This is a genomic window from Bradyrhizobium sp. USDA 4449, assembly GCF_054056275.1.
Genome location: NZ_JBSRYD010000001.1, coordinates 600899 through 618419 on the forward strand (window position 1 = coordinate 600899; position 17521 = coordinate 618419).

13 protein-coding genes are annotated in these 17521 nt (G+C 60.5%); 8 read left to right on the forward strand and 5 right to left on the reverse strand.

Annotated features, from left to right (window positions below):
- Positions 1-134: 134 nt before the first annotated feature.
- From ACVIIW_RS02855 to ACVIIW_RS02865, 3 genes are all read right to left on the reverse strand, one after another.
- Positions 135-2252, reverse strand: a complete 2118-nt coding sequence (locus tag ACVIIW_RS02855; RefSeq protein ID WP_456699351.1) for a ParB/RepB/Spo0J family partition protein — start codon at positions 2250-2252, stop codon at positions 135-137.
- Between the two features lie 103 nt (positions 2253-2355).
- Positions 2356-3318 (reverse strand): ArdC family protein, encoded by a 963-nt coding sequence (locus ACVIIW_RS02860; RefSeq protein ID WP_456699352.1) that lies wholly within the window; start codon positions 3316-3318, stop codon positions 2356-2358.
- A 646-nt stretch (positions 3319-3964) separates the two neighbouring features.
- Positions 3965-5005, reverse strand: coding sequence for an IS110 family RNA-guided transposase (locus ACVIIW_RS02865; protein ID WP_456698882.1), 1041 nt, complete (start codon positions 5003-5005; stop codon positions 3965-3967).
- A 292-nt stretch (positions 5006-5297) separates the two neighbouring features.
- On the opposite strand from ACVIIW_RS02865, the gene ACVIIW_RS02870 reads away from it, so the two are divergent.
- Positions 5298-5576, forward strand: coding sequence for a hypothetical protein (locus tag ACVIIW_RS02870; protein ID WP_456699353.1), 279 nt, complete (start codon positions 5298-5300; stop codon positions 5574-5576).
- A 34-nt stretch (positions 5577-5610) separates the two neighbouring features.
- On the opposite strand, the gene ku is transcribed toward ACVIIW_RS02870, so the two are convergent.
- Positions 5611-6543: a non-homologous end joining protein Ku gene (gene ku / locus ACVIIW_RS02875; protein ID WP_456699354.1), complete on the reverse strand. Its 933-nt coding sequence runs from the start codon at positions 6541-6543 to the stop codon at positions 5611-5613.
- A 145-nt stretch (positions 6544-6688) separates the two neighbouring features.
- On the opposite strand from ku, the gene ACVIIW_RS02880 reads away from it, so the two are divergent.
- The 4 genes from ACVIIW_RS02880 to dinB are packed head-to-tail and all read left to right on the forward strand — an operon-like array spanning position 6689 to position 9409.
- The gene (locus ACVIIW_RS02880; protein ID WP_456699355.1) at positions 6689-7084 is read left to right on the forward strand and encodes a hypothetical protein; all 396 of its coding nucleotides are present in this window, start codon (positions 6689-6691) and stop codon (positions 7082-7084) included.
- 46 nt (positions 7085-7130) lie between these two features.
- Positions 7131-7580, forward strand: a complete 450-nt coding sequence (locus ACVIIW_RS02885) for a hypothetical protein (protein WP_442546379.1) — start codon at positions 7131-7133, stop codon at positions 7578-7580.
- 3 nt (positions 7581-7583) lie between these two features.
- Positions 7584-8309: an SOS response-associated peptidase gene (locus ACVIIW_RS02890; protein ID WP_456699356.1), complete on the forward strand. Its 726-nt coding sequence runs from the start codon at positions 7584-7586 to the stop codon at positions 8307-8309.
- Complete coding sequence (gene dinB / locus ACVIIW_RS02895) at positions 8306-9409, forward strand: DNA polymerase IV (RefSeq protein WP_456699357.1); 1104 nt, start codon at positions 8306-8308, stop codon at positions 9407-9409. The genes ACVIIW_RS02890 and dinB overlap by 4 nt, the downstream gene beginning before the upstream one ends.
- Positions 9410-9455: 46 nt before the next feature.
- Here the strand turns inward: dinB and ACVIIW_RS02900 are convergent, their stop codons facing one another.
- Complete coding sequence (locus ACVIIW_RS02900) at positions 9456-10424, reverse strand: DUF2971 domain-containing protein (protein WP_456699358.1); 969 nt, start codon at positions 10422-10424, stop codon at positions 9456-9458.
- A gap of 265 nt (positions 10425-10689) precedes the next feature.
- Between ACVIIW_RS02900 and ACVIIW_RS02905 the strand changes: the two genes are divergently transcribed.
- From ACVIIW_RS02905 to ACVIIW_RS02915, 3 genes are all read left to right on the forward strand, one after another.
- Complete coding sequence (locus ACVIIW_RS02905) at positions 10690-11364, forward strand: hypothetical protein (RefSeq protein ID WP_456699359.1); 675 nt, start codon at positions 10690-10692, stop codon at positions 11362-11364.
- A gap of 10 nt (positions 11365-11374) precedes the next feature.
- Entirely contained in the window at positions 11375-12487 is a 1113-nt protein-coding gene (locus ACVIIW_RS02910; protein WP_456699360.1) for an ImmA/IrrE family metallo-endopeptidase, read from the forward strand.
- Positions 12488-12560: 73 nt separating this feature from the next.
- A complete protein-coding gene (locus ACVIIW_RS02915) occupies positions 12561-17408 on the forward strand; it encodes a hypothetical protein (protein WP_456699361.1) in 4848 nt (1615 codons plus the stop codon).
- The last annotated feature ends 113 nt before the right edge of the window (positions 17409-17521 follow it).

The following is a 17521-nucleotide window of genomic DNA, read 5'->3' on the forward strand; positions in this document are numbered from 1 at the left end:
CTCTGATCCCGACGGCTCAAACCTTTCCCGGCCTGCCTCTCCCTCTGAGCCCTCGCCAATAAGAATGGGGACCAGCGCTGAGCACCGGTCCCCAAGCAACCGCGGGACGGCCGGAGCCATCCCGCTCTGTGATGTCACTCAGCCGCGTCGAGCTGTTGCGGATCTTCGTCGCCGGCGGCCTCCCGATCCTCTTCGTCGGCGAGGAATTCGGGCAGCGAGCCCGCTTCCCCCTCCTGCTCCACTGGCGCCACATCGGGGTCGACGAGACGCAGCGGCTCCGGCAACCAACCCGAGCCATCCAGAAGACGCTCGGCCTCCTTGGCCATGTCGGCCTTCTTCAGATGGTCGATCAGTTGCGCCGACGACTCGCCCTTGGCTTCCCGCACCGCTTCCAGAATACGCGGCTTGGTGACCCGGCCGAGATAGTTGTCGACAGTCGGTCGCCAGCCAGCCTGCACCATGTCGAGCCCGACCGCCCGCGCCAGCACATCAGCTTGGCCGAGACGCGTGCGGACACCCTGAGCCGAGACACGGCCTTGGTTGTAGCGGTTGGCCGGCTCATAGACGGCGTTGGCCGCAAATGATGCACAGTGGGCGAACAGCGATGCCTGTGCACCACCATCGAGAGCCGTCAGCGCATCCCAGAGATCGTTCTCGCTCTTCGGCAACCGCGCCTTCCAGGCCTCATGCCGCGCCTCGACTGCTTTGGCCGAGACGCTTTCCCTCAGCCCCGGAGCTTGGGCGGGAAAGTTCGGCGTGCGAAGGCTGATCTCAAGACAGCTCCCCGACGACGCGAATCGGTAAAAGGCCGTCAGCACGAAGTTATGCAGCACTGCCTGGAACGCAACCGCTGGATTTTCTGCCAGCGCATCCCGCAATGCCAGCGTACGATGCGCCGTCAGCTCGATAATCAGCCGATCCGGCAGAGGCCTGGCCGCGTCCTCATCATCTTCTTCAGCATCAGGAGCACTACCTGCGACCGCGATGACCGTGCGCTGGACGGAAGGGGCCTCTCCTTGACCTTCAGTCGACGACGCATCGGCGCCCTGCTCGGCATCAGGATCGGCTGTCGGCATCTCGTCCTCTGGCCGGACGTAACCCCGGTCCACGGAGAGGCGCCCTTCGGAATCGATGCTGATGAAGACACCAGCTTGGGCGATCTCCGTCCGTTCGTAAAGCATCGGTCGGTCTTCGAATGCCGCCAATGCCGACTCGATTTCCCCGAGACGCCGATCGACCTCGTCCGGCAACTCGTCGGCATCCTGGTAATCGGATTCAAGCTTGGCCTGCTCGGCGTTGAGAGCATCGATAGTGGCCTGCTCCTCAGGCGAGAGATCGACAGGTTTGCCTTCGATTTCTCGTAGGCCTTGAGTGTGACCGTAGGAGAACTCCACGGCGACTGAGATCCACTTCCAGCCTTCGGTAGCAATCGTCTCAGCTTCGGCTTTGAGCTTTTCGGCCACGAGCCGGTCGAGCAACACGATGTCCTGGAGCCAGCCGCCGTCGTCTTGCTCGAACAGATCCCGCAGAACGCCGCCGCCTGCGTGCTGATAGGCATCGAGGCCCACGAATTGGGCTCGACGATCGGACCCGCGCACGGTGTTCTCAGTGAGCAGCCGGCGGATCTGGTAAGGCTCGTCATAACCGGAACGGCTGACGTTCTCCCAGATTTGCTCCTGCCGGGCGTGATCGGCCGTGACCGAGAACGCCATGAGTTGCTCGAGCGTCATGCCGTCTTCGGCATAGACCTCGTGCAGCTTCGGTGACACCGACGCCAGCCGCAGCCGCTGCTTCACGATAGCCGGGTTCACGAAGTGCCGGGCGGCGATGTCTTCCTCGGTCATACCGAGATCGCGGAGCGTCTGGAAGGCCCGAAACTGATCGAGCGGATGCAGACCGACCCGCTCATCGTTCTCCGCCACCGAGTCGTCCGCGGCGATGCCCCCCTCACGAACGACACATGGCACCGCCTGCGTCTTTGACATGCGCTTTTGTTTCACCAGGAGTTCGAGAGCGCGATAGCGCCTGCCGCCCGCCGGCACCTCGAACATGCCGGTCTCGTTGCCATCTGCATCAGCGACAGCCCGGACACTTAGACTTTGCAGGAGCGTACGCTGCGCGATGCTCTCGGCTAGCTGCTCGATCGAAACACCGGCCTTTACGCGGCGAACGTTCGACTGGCTGAGCACGAGCTTGTTGAAGGGAATGTCCCGGGAAGGCGACAGCGTGATCTTTTGTACGGCTTTCGTCATTTTGGTTCTCCACGACGGGCGGCCGGTAGACTCTCTCTCGGCTTCCAACCCGTCGCGAACAGCCTTCCCTCCTCTCACTCTCGCGCGGCCACGAGGCCACGCATCATGCCGCCTCGTGATCGGCGACAACCGAATGCAGCGACGTGTACTCCATGACCCCGGGAACGAAGCCGAGCAAATAGTCCGCCGCCTTGCTCGCCTGCGAGGCGGCGCGCACGATGGCCCGATTGTCTTCGCGCAGGACGTCAAGCCAGGAGCCGATATAGTCTGCATGGCGCACGGTGGGCACAATCCCGAGCGACGCGCAGCTGAACGCGGAACTCAACTCGGCAACCAGTTCTTCGAAGGCGTATTTCTTCGTACCGTAGGATCCGCTCTGGTCGCGATTGAGGCGCGAGGGATGCCCAGTCGCATGACCGAGTTCATGCAACGCGGTGCGATGCCAATTGATGGGTTCGAAATACGCCTGCGGCGGCGGGACCTGAACGAAGTCTTCGGCTGTTGCATAGAATGCGCGATCTCCACCAATCCGAAATGGAATTCCGCTGGCCTTGATCAGGGCGTCGACCGTGGGTTCGATGAGGCCAGTCGGCGGGGGCGGCGCAGCGGCGGCGATGCCATCGGGCAGTTCCTCACACTGATCGGTGTTGAAGACGGTAAATCGTTTGAGGAATGGAATTGCCTGCGCGTCTTCGCCGGTCTCGGCGGCGCGTCGTTTTTCGTCATTCGGCACGAAACGATCAGCGTAGACGACTGTGGTGCCGCGCTCTCCCTTGCGAACGTGGCCGCCAAGCGAGAGGGCCTGGCGAAAGGTGAGCCAACTTTGACCGGCAAATCCGCGTTCGATCACGGCTCCCCAGAGGATGAGGATGTTTACCCCACTGTATTGCCGGTTGGTCGACGCGTTTTTCGGCATAGCCAGCGGCGCTTTCGCCGCGGCCGTACCCCAAGGCTGAACCCAGGGAACGCGTCCGGCCTCAAGCTCGGCGATGATCTTGTCGGTGATTTCGTTGTAGAGGTTCGCCCGGTCCTGGCCGGCGCGCGCGCAAGCATTAGGGTTCGACATCGCGGGTCTCCGCGACGGGCACCGCGAGCCTCTCTCGCAGCTTGTAACCCGTCACGGAAAAACCCAGCCTGCACTCTTACTCTCAGCCTCTTCGCAATCTGCCAGGCCACAGGCCTGATCAGGCGTGCGCCAGGGCGCATCGCCTTCGAGAGATGGCACCCGGAGAGCGTGAGCATAGCGACCCGAAGGGGCACGCGGGTCCGAGTGCAGCGACGAGACCGGTTCAATAGCGGCACCCGGGAACGGGGCAGTGATAGCGATCGCCGCAGGCGAGCCCCTTTTCCGATTGCCCCCGGCGAGGAGCACCATAGCGCTGGCGCGAGGGATCGAAGCCGCAAGGCCGAGACGCTGCGCGGCTCGGTTCATATGTGGACGGCCCCCGACTTGCAAGAAATGGCTCTGGCAGCATGCTCGGATCGCTTGCGCTCATATGTCCGGCCTGTTTTCGGGTCTTGCGACCACCGGCCAAGATGGGCTTCGCGGACAGTGAGATCCAAACACGAGAGCGGCATTTTCTGCCGGTAAACCGAGCGGAGCATTTCACTGACCGGCTTGCGCCGAACGTACCACCTCTTCCTGTCCTGCAAGTTCCGCCCCCAGCGTCAAACCTGCCGGTCTGGCGCCAAGCTCTGCATTTCGTTCAAGTCTATGTCGGCATCGGCATGACGCTGCTTGCAGGCCGGTACCGCTCGCCGCTGACCATCAGTTTCCAGGCGATCCGCGCCAGCTTGTTTGCCAACGCTATGGCCACCAGTTTCGGCGGTTTGCGCGCGATGATGTCTTTCAGCCAAGGCCAGGAGCGAGTTTCCCGGCGACGCATATCTGCGATCACAGCCGTCGCCCCAGCCACCAAAACGGTTCGCAACATGCCGTCGCCGGCGCGGGTAATGACGCCAAGCCTGTTCTTTCCAGCCGTCGAATGATTCTTTGGGGTCAGGCCGAGCCAGGCGGCAAAGTTTCTCGCCGACTTGAACCCTCGAGCATCCACGACTTTGATTGACAGCAGCGTCGCACCGATCGGACCGACGCCCGGGATAGCCGCCAGCCGTCGGCTCATCTCGTTGCTCCGGTGGAGTTGCATGAGCTTCTTATCGAGCTTGGCGATCTGGTCGTCGACGCGCGCCAGCTCAACTGCCAAGGCGTCCAACAACTCTTTAGCCAGGTCGGGGACTGTTGCATCGGCCTGAATGTCGATCAGCAATTGTTGAAGACGCGAAAGCCCCTTGGGCGCGGTAAAGCCGAATTCCGCGGCGTAGCCGCGGATCGAATTGGCAAGTTGGGTACGCCTGCCTATGAACTGGTTGCGCACACGCGCGAGCATCTGTGCACCCTGCTGCTCAGGGCTCTTGATAGGCACAAAGTTCTTGCGCAGTTTCGGCCGACTTGCCGCTTCGCAAATTGCCTCGGCATCCGCAGCGTCGGATTTCCCGCGCGGCACGTACGGTTTGACATATTGAGGCGGAATCATCGCCACGTCGTGCCCGCGCGATTGCAGCTCCCGCGCCCAATAGTGCGACGCCCCGCAAGCCTCCATCGCGACAAATGTGGGCGGCAAACGACTAAAGAACTCCAAAACCTGCCCCCGTCTCAACTTACGCCGCAGAACCGGCTGCTCGGTCTCGTCAACGCCATGCAGCTGAAACACACTCTTCGACGTATCCAGACCGATGCGAACAATCGTTTCCACGGGCGGCTCCTTCGTTTGAGGTCAGCGACGACCTCTTTTTGCCACGCACTGTGGCGGAAGGGGGCCGTCCACCCCAACACGAGAGCCCGGTGCGGCCCACCGCACGCGCACACCCACTAAAAACCTGAGCGAACGTGATGCTGGCAAATCCTGCGAGAACAGCCTGGCATTTCCGCAGTGGCCTCAGAATGCGGGAAAACCTCGTCCTCTGCCGTCGGGGAATCCCAGCCTTGTGCTAACAGCCGGAACAAACGACGGGCCACAGGATTCGTCGTATTCGGAGTCTGTTGCAATGCTGATGATCAGTGAACGAAGGCCGACAACACGGACGCTGCGGGGATGGGCGATCCACGTTCTTCAGGAAGTAGGCGCCATCCGCGAGTGCGAGGAGCACGGTTGGATGCAGGATCGCGCCGATCCGCATGCGCGAGAGCGATCCTTCGATATCGCTCGTCGAGACCCGCCAGCAGACGTATCCCCTCAGGCGGCGGAAGCCGCGGTTCGCGACGTGCTGGACTCGATTGGCGATACCTGTCCAGAATGCTCCCCTGACGAGGAGGACCGGCGCTAAGCATTGAGGCTAACCCGTCTCCAACCTTGGGGACCTAAGCCGACTTTCGCTGCGACCTTGTGGCGGGCTTTTTTGCCGCACCCTCCTTCGCCGCTTTTTTGCCGGTGATCGGCATCAGCATTTCCTTCTGCCCAGCGGCCGCCTTGCGTGGCTTCTTGGCCGTCTTCTTCGGCGCCTCGGTCGGGCCCGCCGCGTCTCGTCCGAGGCTCTTGCGCAGCGCGTCCATCAGGTCAACGACGTTCTCACCTCGAGGACGCGCTTTCGCGGTGATGGGTTTGCCCGCGCGCTTCTGATTGATGAGATCGATGAGGGCGGTTTCGTACTGGTCTTCGAACTTGTCCGGCTCGAAATGGCCCGCCTTCTGATTGACGATGTGCTTGGCGAGATCAAGCATGTCCTTGGTGACTTTTACATCCTGGATGTCATCGAAATACTCATCCGCAGAACGCACCTCATAGGGATAGCGCAGCAGCGTCCCCATCAACCCCTTGTCCAGAGGCTCGAGCGCAATGATGTGCTCGCGATTGGTCAGCACGACGCGTCCGATGGCGACCTTGTTCATCTCGCGGATGGTTTCGCGGATGACTGCGAAGGCGTCGTGCCCAACCTTGCCATCCGGGCACAGATAGTAGGGGCGGATCAGATACCGCGGGTCGATCTCACTCCGGTCTACGAACTCGTCGATTTCGATCGTTCGCGTTGATTCCAGCGCGACGTTCTCCAACTCTTCTTTCGTCACCTCGATGAAAGTGTCCGTGTCGACCTTGTAGCCCTTGACGATGTCCTCGTTGTCGACCTCCTCGCCGGTGTCGGCATCCACCTTGGCGTACTTGATCCGATGGCCGGTCTTTCGGTTCAGCTGGTTGAACGAGACTTTTTCGGATTCCGACGTGGCCGGATAGAGCGCAACCGGACAGGTGACGAGGGAAAGACGTAGGAAGCCTTTCCAGTTTGCGCGGGGGGCCATCGCGGGGGAACTCCATTACTGATGCCGGATTCAAGACGATCCACGAGCCTTGGTTCCGACATCACATCCCTCCCGCCAGGGTGATTTTTTCTCAGGTAGCCCTCGGACGGACTCGACATTGTTCATGTTATGTTCTAATTCGGGCATGACCGACCGACCCGCGAGCTGGCGCATGCCGACCCCGAAGCAAATGGAAAAGCTGGCCGCCGAGGCCGCCCGCAGGCCGACATCTTCCGCTGCGGCTCCGGATGCACCGCTTCCGGCCGAATACTGGGACTCGGTGCTCAAAGATCCTCGCGCCGGCACGACCGCAACCGAGATCCGGCAGCGTCGTCTTTCCGACGTTCAGCGCCACGTCCTCCGCGTGACCTGCCGCCGCTGCGAGCGAATAGTCGAAATCCAGACCGCCGATGCCGTCCGCTTGTATGGCCGCAACGCAGTCTGGAAGGACGTCGCGCAACGGCTGCTCGACAACACCTGCCAGCAGCGCACCGGCAGGCATGAAGAAGACGGGTGCTGGCCAGCGTTCGAGACGCCGTAGTCGCTCAGGATTTGCCGATCCGATCTCTCTGCGCCTGGATGTCCGGATGGCCCCGAAGTATCACCCTACGCCCCTGTCGGGAGGCGATCGCAAGGCTCTGGCAAAAGAGCTCGGCAAGGCACGCGCGATGGCTAGCATCCTGGCGACCCAATCGGCGGAGATGCGGGCCAAAGGCGAGGCGATGATCCAGCAAGCCGACAGGCTGCTTTGCGAAAGCTGGAACGAGCGGATGTGGAGTGACGGCGAGCCGATCGATCCGTCGCCGACCATCGATCAGGCCGTGAACGGAGGCTTCCCCTGGCTGGAGATCAGGTGCGCGCGCTGCAAGACGCCGAGCGATGTCGACCTCGCGGCGATGAAGCACCCGCCGACCACCTTCGTGCACGATCTCGCCAGCCGGCTGCGCTGCCGCAAATGCGCCAAGGCGGGCCGGCGTCCATCCGCGACTCTGTTACAGTTGACGTGGCAGCCGCGCCACCCTCGAACCGAATCCTGACCGATGTGCAATCTTTATTCGATCACGACCAACCAAGCCGCGATCAGCGCGCTGTTCCGCGTCGTGAACCGATACGTTGGCAACCTGGCGCCGATGCCCGGGGTGTTTCCCGACTACAAGGCGCCGATCGTGCGCAACGGAGCCGAGGGCCGCGAGCTCGCTACGGCGCGATGGGGGATGCCATCATCATCAAAGGCGCTGATGGACGCCACGAAGAAACGAGCCGAGAAGCTGCAGGCCAAGGGCAAGACGGTCGATTTCAAGGAATTGCTGCGGATGGAGCCGGACGGCGGCACGACCAACATCCGCAATGTAAAGAGCAAGCACTGGACGCGATGGCTGGGGACCGAAAATCGCTGCGTGGTACCGTTCAACTCCTTCAGCGAGTTCAACAAGGCCGAGGGCGGGGATATTTGGTTCGCGCTCGATGAGACCCGTCCCCTCGCCTGCTTCGCCGGCATCTGGACCAACTGGACGTCCGTCCGGAAGGTCAAGGAGGGTGAGGCCACCAACGACCTCTACGCGTTCCTCACGACGGAGCCTAACGCGGAGGTCGGCGCCATCCACCCCAAGGCGATGCCCGTCATCCTGACAACGCCAGAAGAAGTCGAGACCTGGATGACGGCTCCTCCGGACGAAGTCTTGAACCTGCAGCGGCCGCTTCCGGACGGATCGCTCAAGATCGTCGCCCGCGGCGTCAAGGAAGACCCAGCCGGGCAGACAACGTGACCGCCGAGGACGACGACCAGGCAGAGCCCTCGCCCCGTCAGCGCAAGATCATCCACGTCGACATGGACGCCTTCTATGCGTCCGTCGAGCAGCGGGACAATCCGGATCTCCGCGGCAAGCCGGTGGCCGTCGGCGGATCCCGGGAGCGCGGCGTTGTGGCGGCGGCCAGCTATGAAGCGCGCAAGTTCGGCGTCAGGTCAGCCATGCCGTCGGTCACCGCGAAGCGGCAATGCCCAGACCTGATCTTCGTCAAGCCGCGCTTCGAGGTCTACAAGGCGGTCTCCCTGCAGATCCGCGAGATCTTCGCCGAGCACACCCCGATCATCGAGCCGCTGTCGCTGGACGAAGCCTATCTGGACGTCACGGAAAACCTCCAAGGCATTCCGTTGGCGCGCGACGTCGCGCTAGCAATCCGTGGCAAGATCAAGCTGGAGACCGGCCTCAACGCCTCCGCCGGGATCTCCTACAACAAGTTTCTGGCTAAGCTCGCTTCCGACCACCGCAAGCCGAACGGCCAGTACGTCATTACGCCGGAGATGGGTCCGACCTTCGTCGAAGCTTTGCCCGTAGGCAAGTTCCACGGCATCGGCCCGGCGACCGGCGCCAAGATGAATTCCTTGGGTCTCTACACCGGCCTCGACATGCGCAATCAGTCGCTCGAATTCATGCAGGCCAACTTTGGAAAGGCCGGAAGTTACTACTATTGGATATCGCGGGGCGTTGATAACCGCGAGGTCCGCGCCGACCGAATCCGCAAATCCGTCGGTGCTGAGAACACGTTCTCCGCCGACGTCACTGGCTTCGACGCCATGGTTGTCGAACTGAAGCCGCTCATCGACAAGGTCTGGCGATACTGTGAGAGCGCTGGCAACCTGGGACGCACGGTGACGCTGAAAGTGAAGTTCAACGACTTCGAGATCATCACACGAAGTAGATCCGTACCCGTCGCGGTTTCGAGCCGCAGTGACCTCGAACGTCTATTGGTTACCTTACTTCAAAACGAGATGCCCCTTCCCAAGCCCGTCCGGCTTCTGGGAGTCTCGCTTTCATCGCTACAAAGCGACGACAATGCGGCACCGCAACTCGATCTGCCAATCTGACGGTTACAGGCGCCAAAGACGAAAAGGGCAAGCGACGGCAGAGCCATCACAACGATTGCCCCTCCTCCTTGTGGTCAGCAGCGACGGATTCGAATGCTTCGTGGATGTCACGAGATCGCCGCGGAAAAAAGGCTCTCATTTCTCCGTCTTCCAGCGGATATTTCTTCAAATTGAAGGTCCCGTAGAGTTCGCGCATTTCATAGAATCGAACGGGGCGTCGCCTACCATCCAGCGCTGTGACGATAGCGTACTTTACAGCTTCCTTGCAGCGCATACCGAAGATGACCTCTTCGAGCTCCAGTGGAGAACGCTGCACCCCGCGCCGTCCAATCAAACGCCATTCTTGCTCGTATCGCCAGCTCGCCGCCTTTCGCAACAGAACGGCTTCGTCGACCTGACGACGAGCGTTCTTGTCGCCATCGAGCATCGCTAGGACCTTGCTGGCATCGACGAGCCGCGTGCCGCCGTACTTAACCTGATGGAGATCGTCGAGCACATCAGACGGCACCGAGTAGCCGATGCAGACACCGTGATGCTGATCGCCATAGTGGCTCCACATCAACGGGCAGGTGGCGCGCCGCCCCAAGGATACAATGCCCTTGTCATATTGAAGCAACAGTTCCTTCTCCAGATCGCTGCCAAGCAGTAACTGAAGAGGGTCGTCTACTTCGTAGCTAGGATCGGTAGCATAGAAGCTGATTTCCGAAATGACTTTATCGGCTCGTTGTCGGCCAAGTCGATCGATGTGACCGAGGGCTTCCGGACCCTGGTACCCGATTGTCTGAGCCGCGGCTTTCATCTCCGCACTCACGCGTCGCTCGAGGAGCTGCCGTAGTGCGCGTTCCAGATCCGAAGCCGGAAGGTCAATGTTGAGCGAGGGCCGGGTGTCGAGCGGATCATTGAATGTGCTTGGGTCGGCATAAAAGAGGTTATCCGCAACGATCATATCCAGAGTGAGATTGTTGAACGCGCGGTACTTGAAGAGCCGCTTCGGAATTTTTCGTTTTTCGGCCATTGCTTCCTCTTGAGCAGTGAATTCGGTCCGGAAGTTTTGGGTTACGAATCGGATGGGTGACAACACGGTGAGCCATTGCGCAGGTTTCGGCGTAGCCCCGCGAAGATGATGGTCTCCGCACTTCTGCAGCCAAGTCCCTGATTTTCAGGGGTCTTTCGTCCCCACCCTTGACAGGATGACGATAAAAGGGGCGCAAAACTTGACACAGGACAGCAAAAGGGGTGATTTACTTGGCGCGACTCGGGGCAGAGGAAATCGTACCGCTATGCAGACCAAGACCTTTCAGCAACGTCTAGACACAGCGTTCCCCTACGACACCTACGCAAACACGCTCCGGGCCCTGCGCGAAGGTATCGCCGCCGGCGACGACGTGATCAAGGGCACACCGATGTTCTCGTCAGAGGTTGGCGACGACATGCGCGGTCTGATCCGCCGAGCCGGCATCCTGATGCGTTTCGAGGAGATGTGCAAAGCCGGCGATCTCCCATTTAAGTGCACGTTGACGCCGATGCCTCGCGGCACGTGGCATTGGCTGGACATCTACAGCGGCGAATGCCACGGGCACATCGTCCGCACGGAGGACCCGACCAAGTTTCCGGAAGACACGCCGAATCGCCAGGACGCGCGGGCGTCGAACATGCCGAACCTTTTCGAGACCGAGGAGGAGCGGATCATCCGCTTGGCGCCGCCGAAGCTCTATACGTGGCTGACGTACCGCGCGGCGCCGGACGGCCGGCTCTCGCACGCGCTCTGGCAGTCGCCGTCGGCGAATGCCGACGAGTGGCTCGCCCGTATCAACCTGATGGCCGTAGTGGTGCAAAAGAAGTCGGAGGACACGAAACGGCCGGCCAAGATCGACCCGAAGTCCAAGATGAGGCTCAAGGACAACGTGGTCTCGATGATCGAGAAGAAGAAAAAGAACGACGACACCAAGCGTTGAAGGCGTGCCCATGTCTGCGAGGATCATTCCCGAGAGGATTCGGGAGGCGCGCGAGTCCGTCGGCATGACCGACGAGCAGTTCGCCGACGCGATCGGCGTGAGCCGTCAATCCGTCGGTACCTATGAGACCGGCGCCTTCGCTCCGCGCGGCGACGTGTTCAGCAAGATCATCGCCGTCACCCGACAGCCACCGTTTTTTTTCACAACGCCGCGCAAACACAGCGCCGAGAGCTTCCTGACGCCGACGTGGCGCAGCTTGAAGCGCATGCAACGGCCCGACCGGCTGCGGGTCGGCCGCCGGCTGGAGTGGGCGTTCTATATCACGGAGTCGCTCGCGGAATACGTCGAGCTGCCACCGGTGCACCTGCCCGCGATCGAGTTCGACTACGAACACGAGAGCAATGAGCGGATCGAGGAGATCGCGGACCAACTGCGCGAGTTCTGGAACGTCGGCTTCGGTCCGATCACTGATCTGGCTCCGCTGCTCGAATATCACGGCGTCATCGTGATCGAGGAGCCCGTGCGCTGCGAGGATATGGATGCCGTCTCCCGCTGGCAGGGAGGACGACCATACGTGCTCTACGCCGCCGACCAGGAAAGTAACTCGCGCAAGCTCTTCAACCTGGCACACGAGCTCGGCCACCTCGTCCTGCACAACGGCGTCGAGGTGAACAGTCGAAACTTGGACCGGCTTGAAAATCAGGCCAACCGGTTCGCAGGCGCCTTGCTTCTACCGCGCCGTACGTTCGCGCGGGAGATCGCGAACACCACCATCGACTACTTCCTATCCCTGAAAGGCCGATGGCGCGTGGCGGTTGCGGCGATGATCTACCGGTGCAAGGAACTCGGGATCTTGAACGCCGATCAGGTCAAGTACATGTGGAAACAGATGAACGCCCGCGGCATCCGCAAGCGAGAACCGCTCGACAACGCTTTCACACTGTCGACGCCGACGGTGCTGGGCTCGGCCGCGCGGATGTTGATCGATAACAAAGTCAAACTGCCCACCGAGATCGCCGACGACGTGCTTCTCAATGCGAGCGACGTAGAGTCGCTCTGCTCGCTGCCAGCCGGCAGCCTGCAGAACAAAGTGCTGTCTTTCCCGATGTTGCGTGAGGTTTAGATCCGTACCGATCGCCAATCCGCCGCTGGCGGACTTCAAACGACTGGTCGATCACGTAAAATCGAGGCGCCAAGTGGCAGCAGTCAATCTCGACTTCCAGCGCATTCGTTCCTTCGGAGGGACTCAAAATTACGCCTTCGAGGAATTATGCTCGCAACTCGCGGCGCTAGAGCCTCGGGCATCCGGGGATGTTTTCTACCGCAAGGGTGTTGGAGCGGACGCAGGTGTCGAGTGTTATATGCGGCATGGTGACGGCTCGGAGACGGGCTGGCAGACAAAGTATTTCTTTAAGCTTGATGCAAGCCAGGTTGCGCAGCTCGACAAGTCCATCAAGCAGGCGCTGGCCAAGCATCCGCGGCTTACCCGGTACATTGTCTGCATACCCTTCGATCTGTTCGACCAGCGCATCGGCAAGGCGAAAACCCAGCTTGCGCGCTGGCAGGCCTGGGTCAAGAAATGGTCGAGTGCTGCAACCAGGGCAAAGCGCAAGCTCGTCATCGAGCTGTGGGGGCATTCCGAGCTTGTCGAGCGGTTGGGGCGCGACAGTCCGCTCTATTCGGGCAGGGCGGCTTTCTGGTTCGATGAGACATTTCTCACCTCAGCGTGGTTTACCAGCCGATTTGAGCGGGCACGCGACGGGCTCGGCCAGCGCTATACCCCTGAAACAAATGTTGAGTTGCCCATACGCCGCACCATCCTTGGCCTTTGCCGCGACCGGTCCGTTCTTGATCAAGTCCAGCTATGGGGCGAAAAACTGGAAGAGGCCCGGTACGACGTCATCGATCGCCTTAAGCGGTTGACGGTGAGCGGCGGCCTGACAGCAGAAATCGCGGCGGTTGAGGCAACGACCAGTGCGCTTAGCTCACTGTTATCGGCGACGCCTGATGACCCCGCCTACATTTTCCCTGTCGAACGTACCAAGTCGCTGGGAAGTGAGGCCCTGGTGGCGACCGCACAAGCCATGCGTGCCGTTCGCAACGGCAATCCGCCGCCTCCGAAGCGCGACGATGATGTGCAGTATCTGTACCATGATATGCGCGGGCTCGAAGAGGCGTTGAATGCCATCATCGAAGGGGTAACCGGTGATAGCTGGCGCCTGGTGAACAGCCGGCGGGCGCTGGTTACGGGCCCGGGCGGTATCGGTAAATCGCATCTATTCGGAGACGCGGTCGATCATCAGGTTGCCAATGGCCATCCCTCACTCCTTATTCTCGGCGGTACGCTGGTTGACGACGACCCCTGGGCGCAGATCGTCAAACAGCTTGACCTGACGATTTCCACCGAGAAATTCCTTGGCGCTCTCGACGCTGCGGCGCAGGCTGCGGGGACCCGGGCCGTGATTTTCATCGACGCCATTAACGAGCGGCATGGAATCGCAATCTGGTCCCACCGGCTGGCAGCGTTTCTCAAGACGATTGAGGCGTTCCCGCGTGTGGCCATCGCCCTGTCGTGTCGTTCGACTTATTTGCCATACATCTTGCCGGCGGGTCCGGGACCGGATTTGTCTCAGGTTGAGCATGTAGGGTTCGCGGGTCGTGCCGCAGCAGCCGCCCGCTACTATCTGGATAAGCGCGGCATTGTGCGCATGGCCGCGCCGAACCTCATCCCGGAATTCGAGAATCCGCTCTTTCTCAAGACCTGTTGCGACTATCTCGAAAAGGAACACCTTCAGGAATTCCCGCGCGGCCTGCGCGGGGTAACGGAGATCTTTGGCTTTTACTCAGAAGCCGTTGCAAAGTCCGTCGAGCGGCAGCTTGGGCTCGATCATAAGCTGGGGAAGGTAGCCCAAGCGCTTGAGGTGCTTGCGGTTGCTTTCGATCAAGGGGAGCGCGGCTATCTCGAATACGACAAGGCCGATGCTCTTATGGAGGCGATTGTCCCCGCGCACGGTGTGTTCGAAAAGAGCTTGCTTGCCAGGCTCGTTAGCGAGGGAATTCTGGCCGATGAGCCCGTGACGGGAAACGGCGGCGCCATCGTCCAAATCGTGCGCTTTTCGTTTGAGCGCTATAGCGACCATCGCATCGCGCGCCAGATGTTCGATAAGCATCTCGATGTGTCGGCACCGAAGGATTCATTTCTGCCAGGCACGCCGCTGGAGATTTACCTTGAAAGCCCTAAGGCTTATGAGCATGCGGGCGTGTTGGAAGCGATGGCGGTTCAATTGCCGGAGCGTTGTGGACTCGAATTCCCGGACGCAATGCCCAAGCCGCGGAACAGATGGCTGCTCCTGCGCGCGTTTGTTGGCAGCGTCCTGTGGCGCGAGCAACGCGCCTTCACGCAGCGCACCCTCGATTTACTGAAGGAAGCTTCCAAGATATCGGGGCGTAACGAGACCATGCGCACGCTGCTCGCGGTCGCGAGCGAACCGGACAATGCGTTTAACGCGGAGTATTTGCACGGAAGACTTGTCAAGCAGGCGATGCCGCAACGGGATAGGGCCTGGTCCATATACGTTGCACAGGAGGGTGACGACGAAGACAGCCCTATCGAAACCTTGATTGGCTGGACTCTTCAAAACGGCTTTGAGCCCATCGAAGATAAGCGTGCCGAGCTCGTCGCTATCGCGCTGAGCTGGCTGTTCTCGACAAGCCATCGTCTCATCCGGGACCGGGCCACCAAAGCGCTCGCGGCATTATTGGCCACGCGGCTCCCATTGGCCGCAAGCCTTATTCGCCGTTTTCAAGGTATTGATGATCTTTATATCCTCGACCGTGTCATGGCTGCAGCGTACGGAGCCGCCTTGCAGGGCATGGCAAAGGACGGGCTGCGTGAATTGGCGGAAGCTGCGTATCATTGTGTGTTTGACCGCGATGAGGCGCTCGCCCATGTCCTCATCCGCGACCATGCGCGCGGAATCGTAGAGCTCGCCCACATAAGAGGTGCCCTGCCCGCGGGCTTTGATTTGACCCGGGCGCGGCCACCCTATCGCAGCTCATCCGGCATCGAGGATGTGCCTGACGCCGTCATCGAGACCTATGTGCAAGAATATGCCCCAGGAAAGAGCGTTCGCGACGATATTGTGAACTCCAGCGTGAATGATGGCGACTTCGCACGCTATGTCATGGATACCCCGGTCGGGAAATTTAGCGGATTCCCGATTGCTCTCGTCGCGCAGAGCCAGGAGCAAATCTATCGCAATTGGGTCAGCGATGTGGTTAGCCGGATTCCAGAAGCGGAAGCCCGTCTGAACGAGCTTATCGCGGCGTGTGATGGGTGGCGGGCCAATCAGGGGCCTCTTGGTCCATTCAAATTCAAGTTCTTGACCGTTAATGACTCGGGGCAAGAAGAAGATGATGACCAAGACGAAGGTGACGATGACGAAAAGGATGTGAGCCAATTCGAGCAGGCCGTCGATGAAGCCGAGGCGCGGTTAGAGGCTGCGTTGGGTGAGGCCGAATGGCTGGAGTACAACATCCGGGCGCGTCACATCGTGCGTAGGGATTTGCGCGGCGCAAAGCGATACTATTCTTGGCCTCCATCCTTCGACCGAATGCGCGCGCGCCGCTGGGTGTGCAAGCGTGCGCATGACCTTGGTTGGACCCCGGAGCTGTTCGGCGAATTCGATCGGGACCACGCGCATGGTAGTCGGACGGAGCATCGGGTCGAGCGCATCGGCAAGAAGTATCAGTGGATAGCGTTTCACGAGTTGCTGGCTCGTCTAGGTGATAATTTTTGTTTCGTTGGATGGAGCCGTGACAGCGGACTGAGCGTCTTTCAGGGGCCGTGGCAAGTGAGCCGGCGTGATCTCGATCCCTCACTTTTTGTTTTGAAGACTCCTAAGGAATCGCGGCAAAGCGGCCGGACATGGTGGATGCCGGTGGACGTGAACCTCCGCGGGATGTCACCCGCCTCGCGCCTGGCGTGGCTCGATACGCCGGAAGATATGGTGAATGACGCGTCGTTGCTAACCGCTACGGATCCGAAGACGGGCCGGACATGGCTCGTCGTTGATGAGTTCGAGCGCTGGAATTGCTGGGTCATGCGGGAAGGTGAGCGAATGCTCGACCGGCAAACGGCTTTTGAAATCCGCAGCTTTCTGGTACGCGCCGCCGATCGCAGCAAGGTTGTGAAGGCTCTATCCGGTAAACTGTTTAACAGGCATTTTGATCTGCCTGAACTGGACAAGTCGTCCGACGGCTATATCGGCGAGTACCCTTGGCACCCGTTGTATGGCGATGTATCTGCGTGGATGAAGCCTGAGGATTGGAACCGACTGGTCGTCGACATTCAGCCTACGGTTACGGATTACTCCGCCGAGCGCAGCGGTCATGACCATTCAATCGAAGAGTCGGTCAGCTTCAGTGTGCCCGCGCCAGGACTGATTGCTGGGCTCGGGATGCGCCTTTCAAACGGGCGGGACCTCTCCTATTCGGGTGACGGTGATAAAACGCTCTTTTTCGACCCGTCAACGCATGAAGCGGGCCCCGGCGCGGCCCTTATCGACAGGGACGCGTTTCTATCCTTCCTTACACGCGAAAAGCTTGAAGCCGTCTGGATCATCGCAGGCGAGAAGGAAGCGCATGGCGGAAGAAAGCACCGTGAGGGCTGGGGCGGCTCAAAGAGCTTTACGTCAATCTATTGGTTGGCCGGCGGCAAATTTCACCGCAAGGATTTTGTGGAGCGCGAGCATCCAAGAAAGGAGCAGCTTGAGAGATTCTATGACGAGCCAGGCGAGCCGACACCAATAACTCGTGCGAAAAAGCCGTCATCTGCATCGCGTGGAAAAAGGAAGGTCGCGACGAAGAAGGCGCGCGTAGTTTCACCGGCGGTGAGCGCGGCAGCAGCGAAGAAGCCCAAGCCCAAGTCAAAACCCAAGGCGAAGGCAAAGCCGGGAGCCAAAGTGAAGCCGAAGAGCGCAAAAAGAGCGGCCCGGCCAACGCCAAAGAAGGCAAAAAAAGCAAAGCGGAAGCCCCGCCGCTAGGCGGGGTACCTTTCCAGCAGGAAGTCCGCCGCCCGCTGGGCATGCGCCGCCGCCGCAAAAATCGCGCAGTTATGCCACGCAACATCTTCAGCCAATGCTCGATCTAGCTAGGA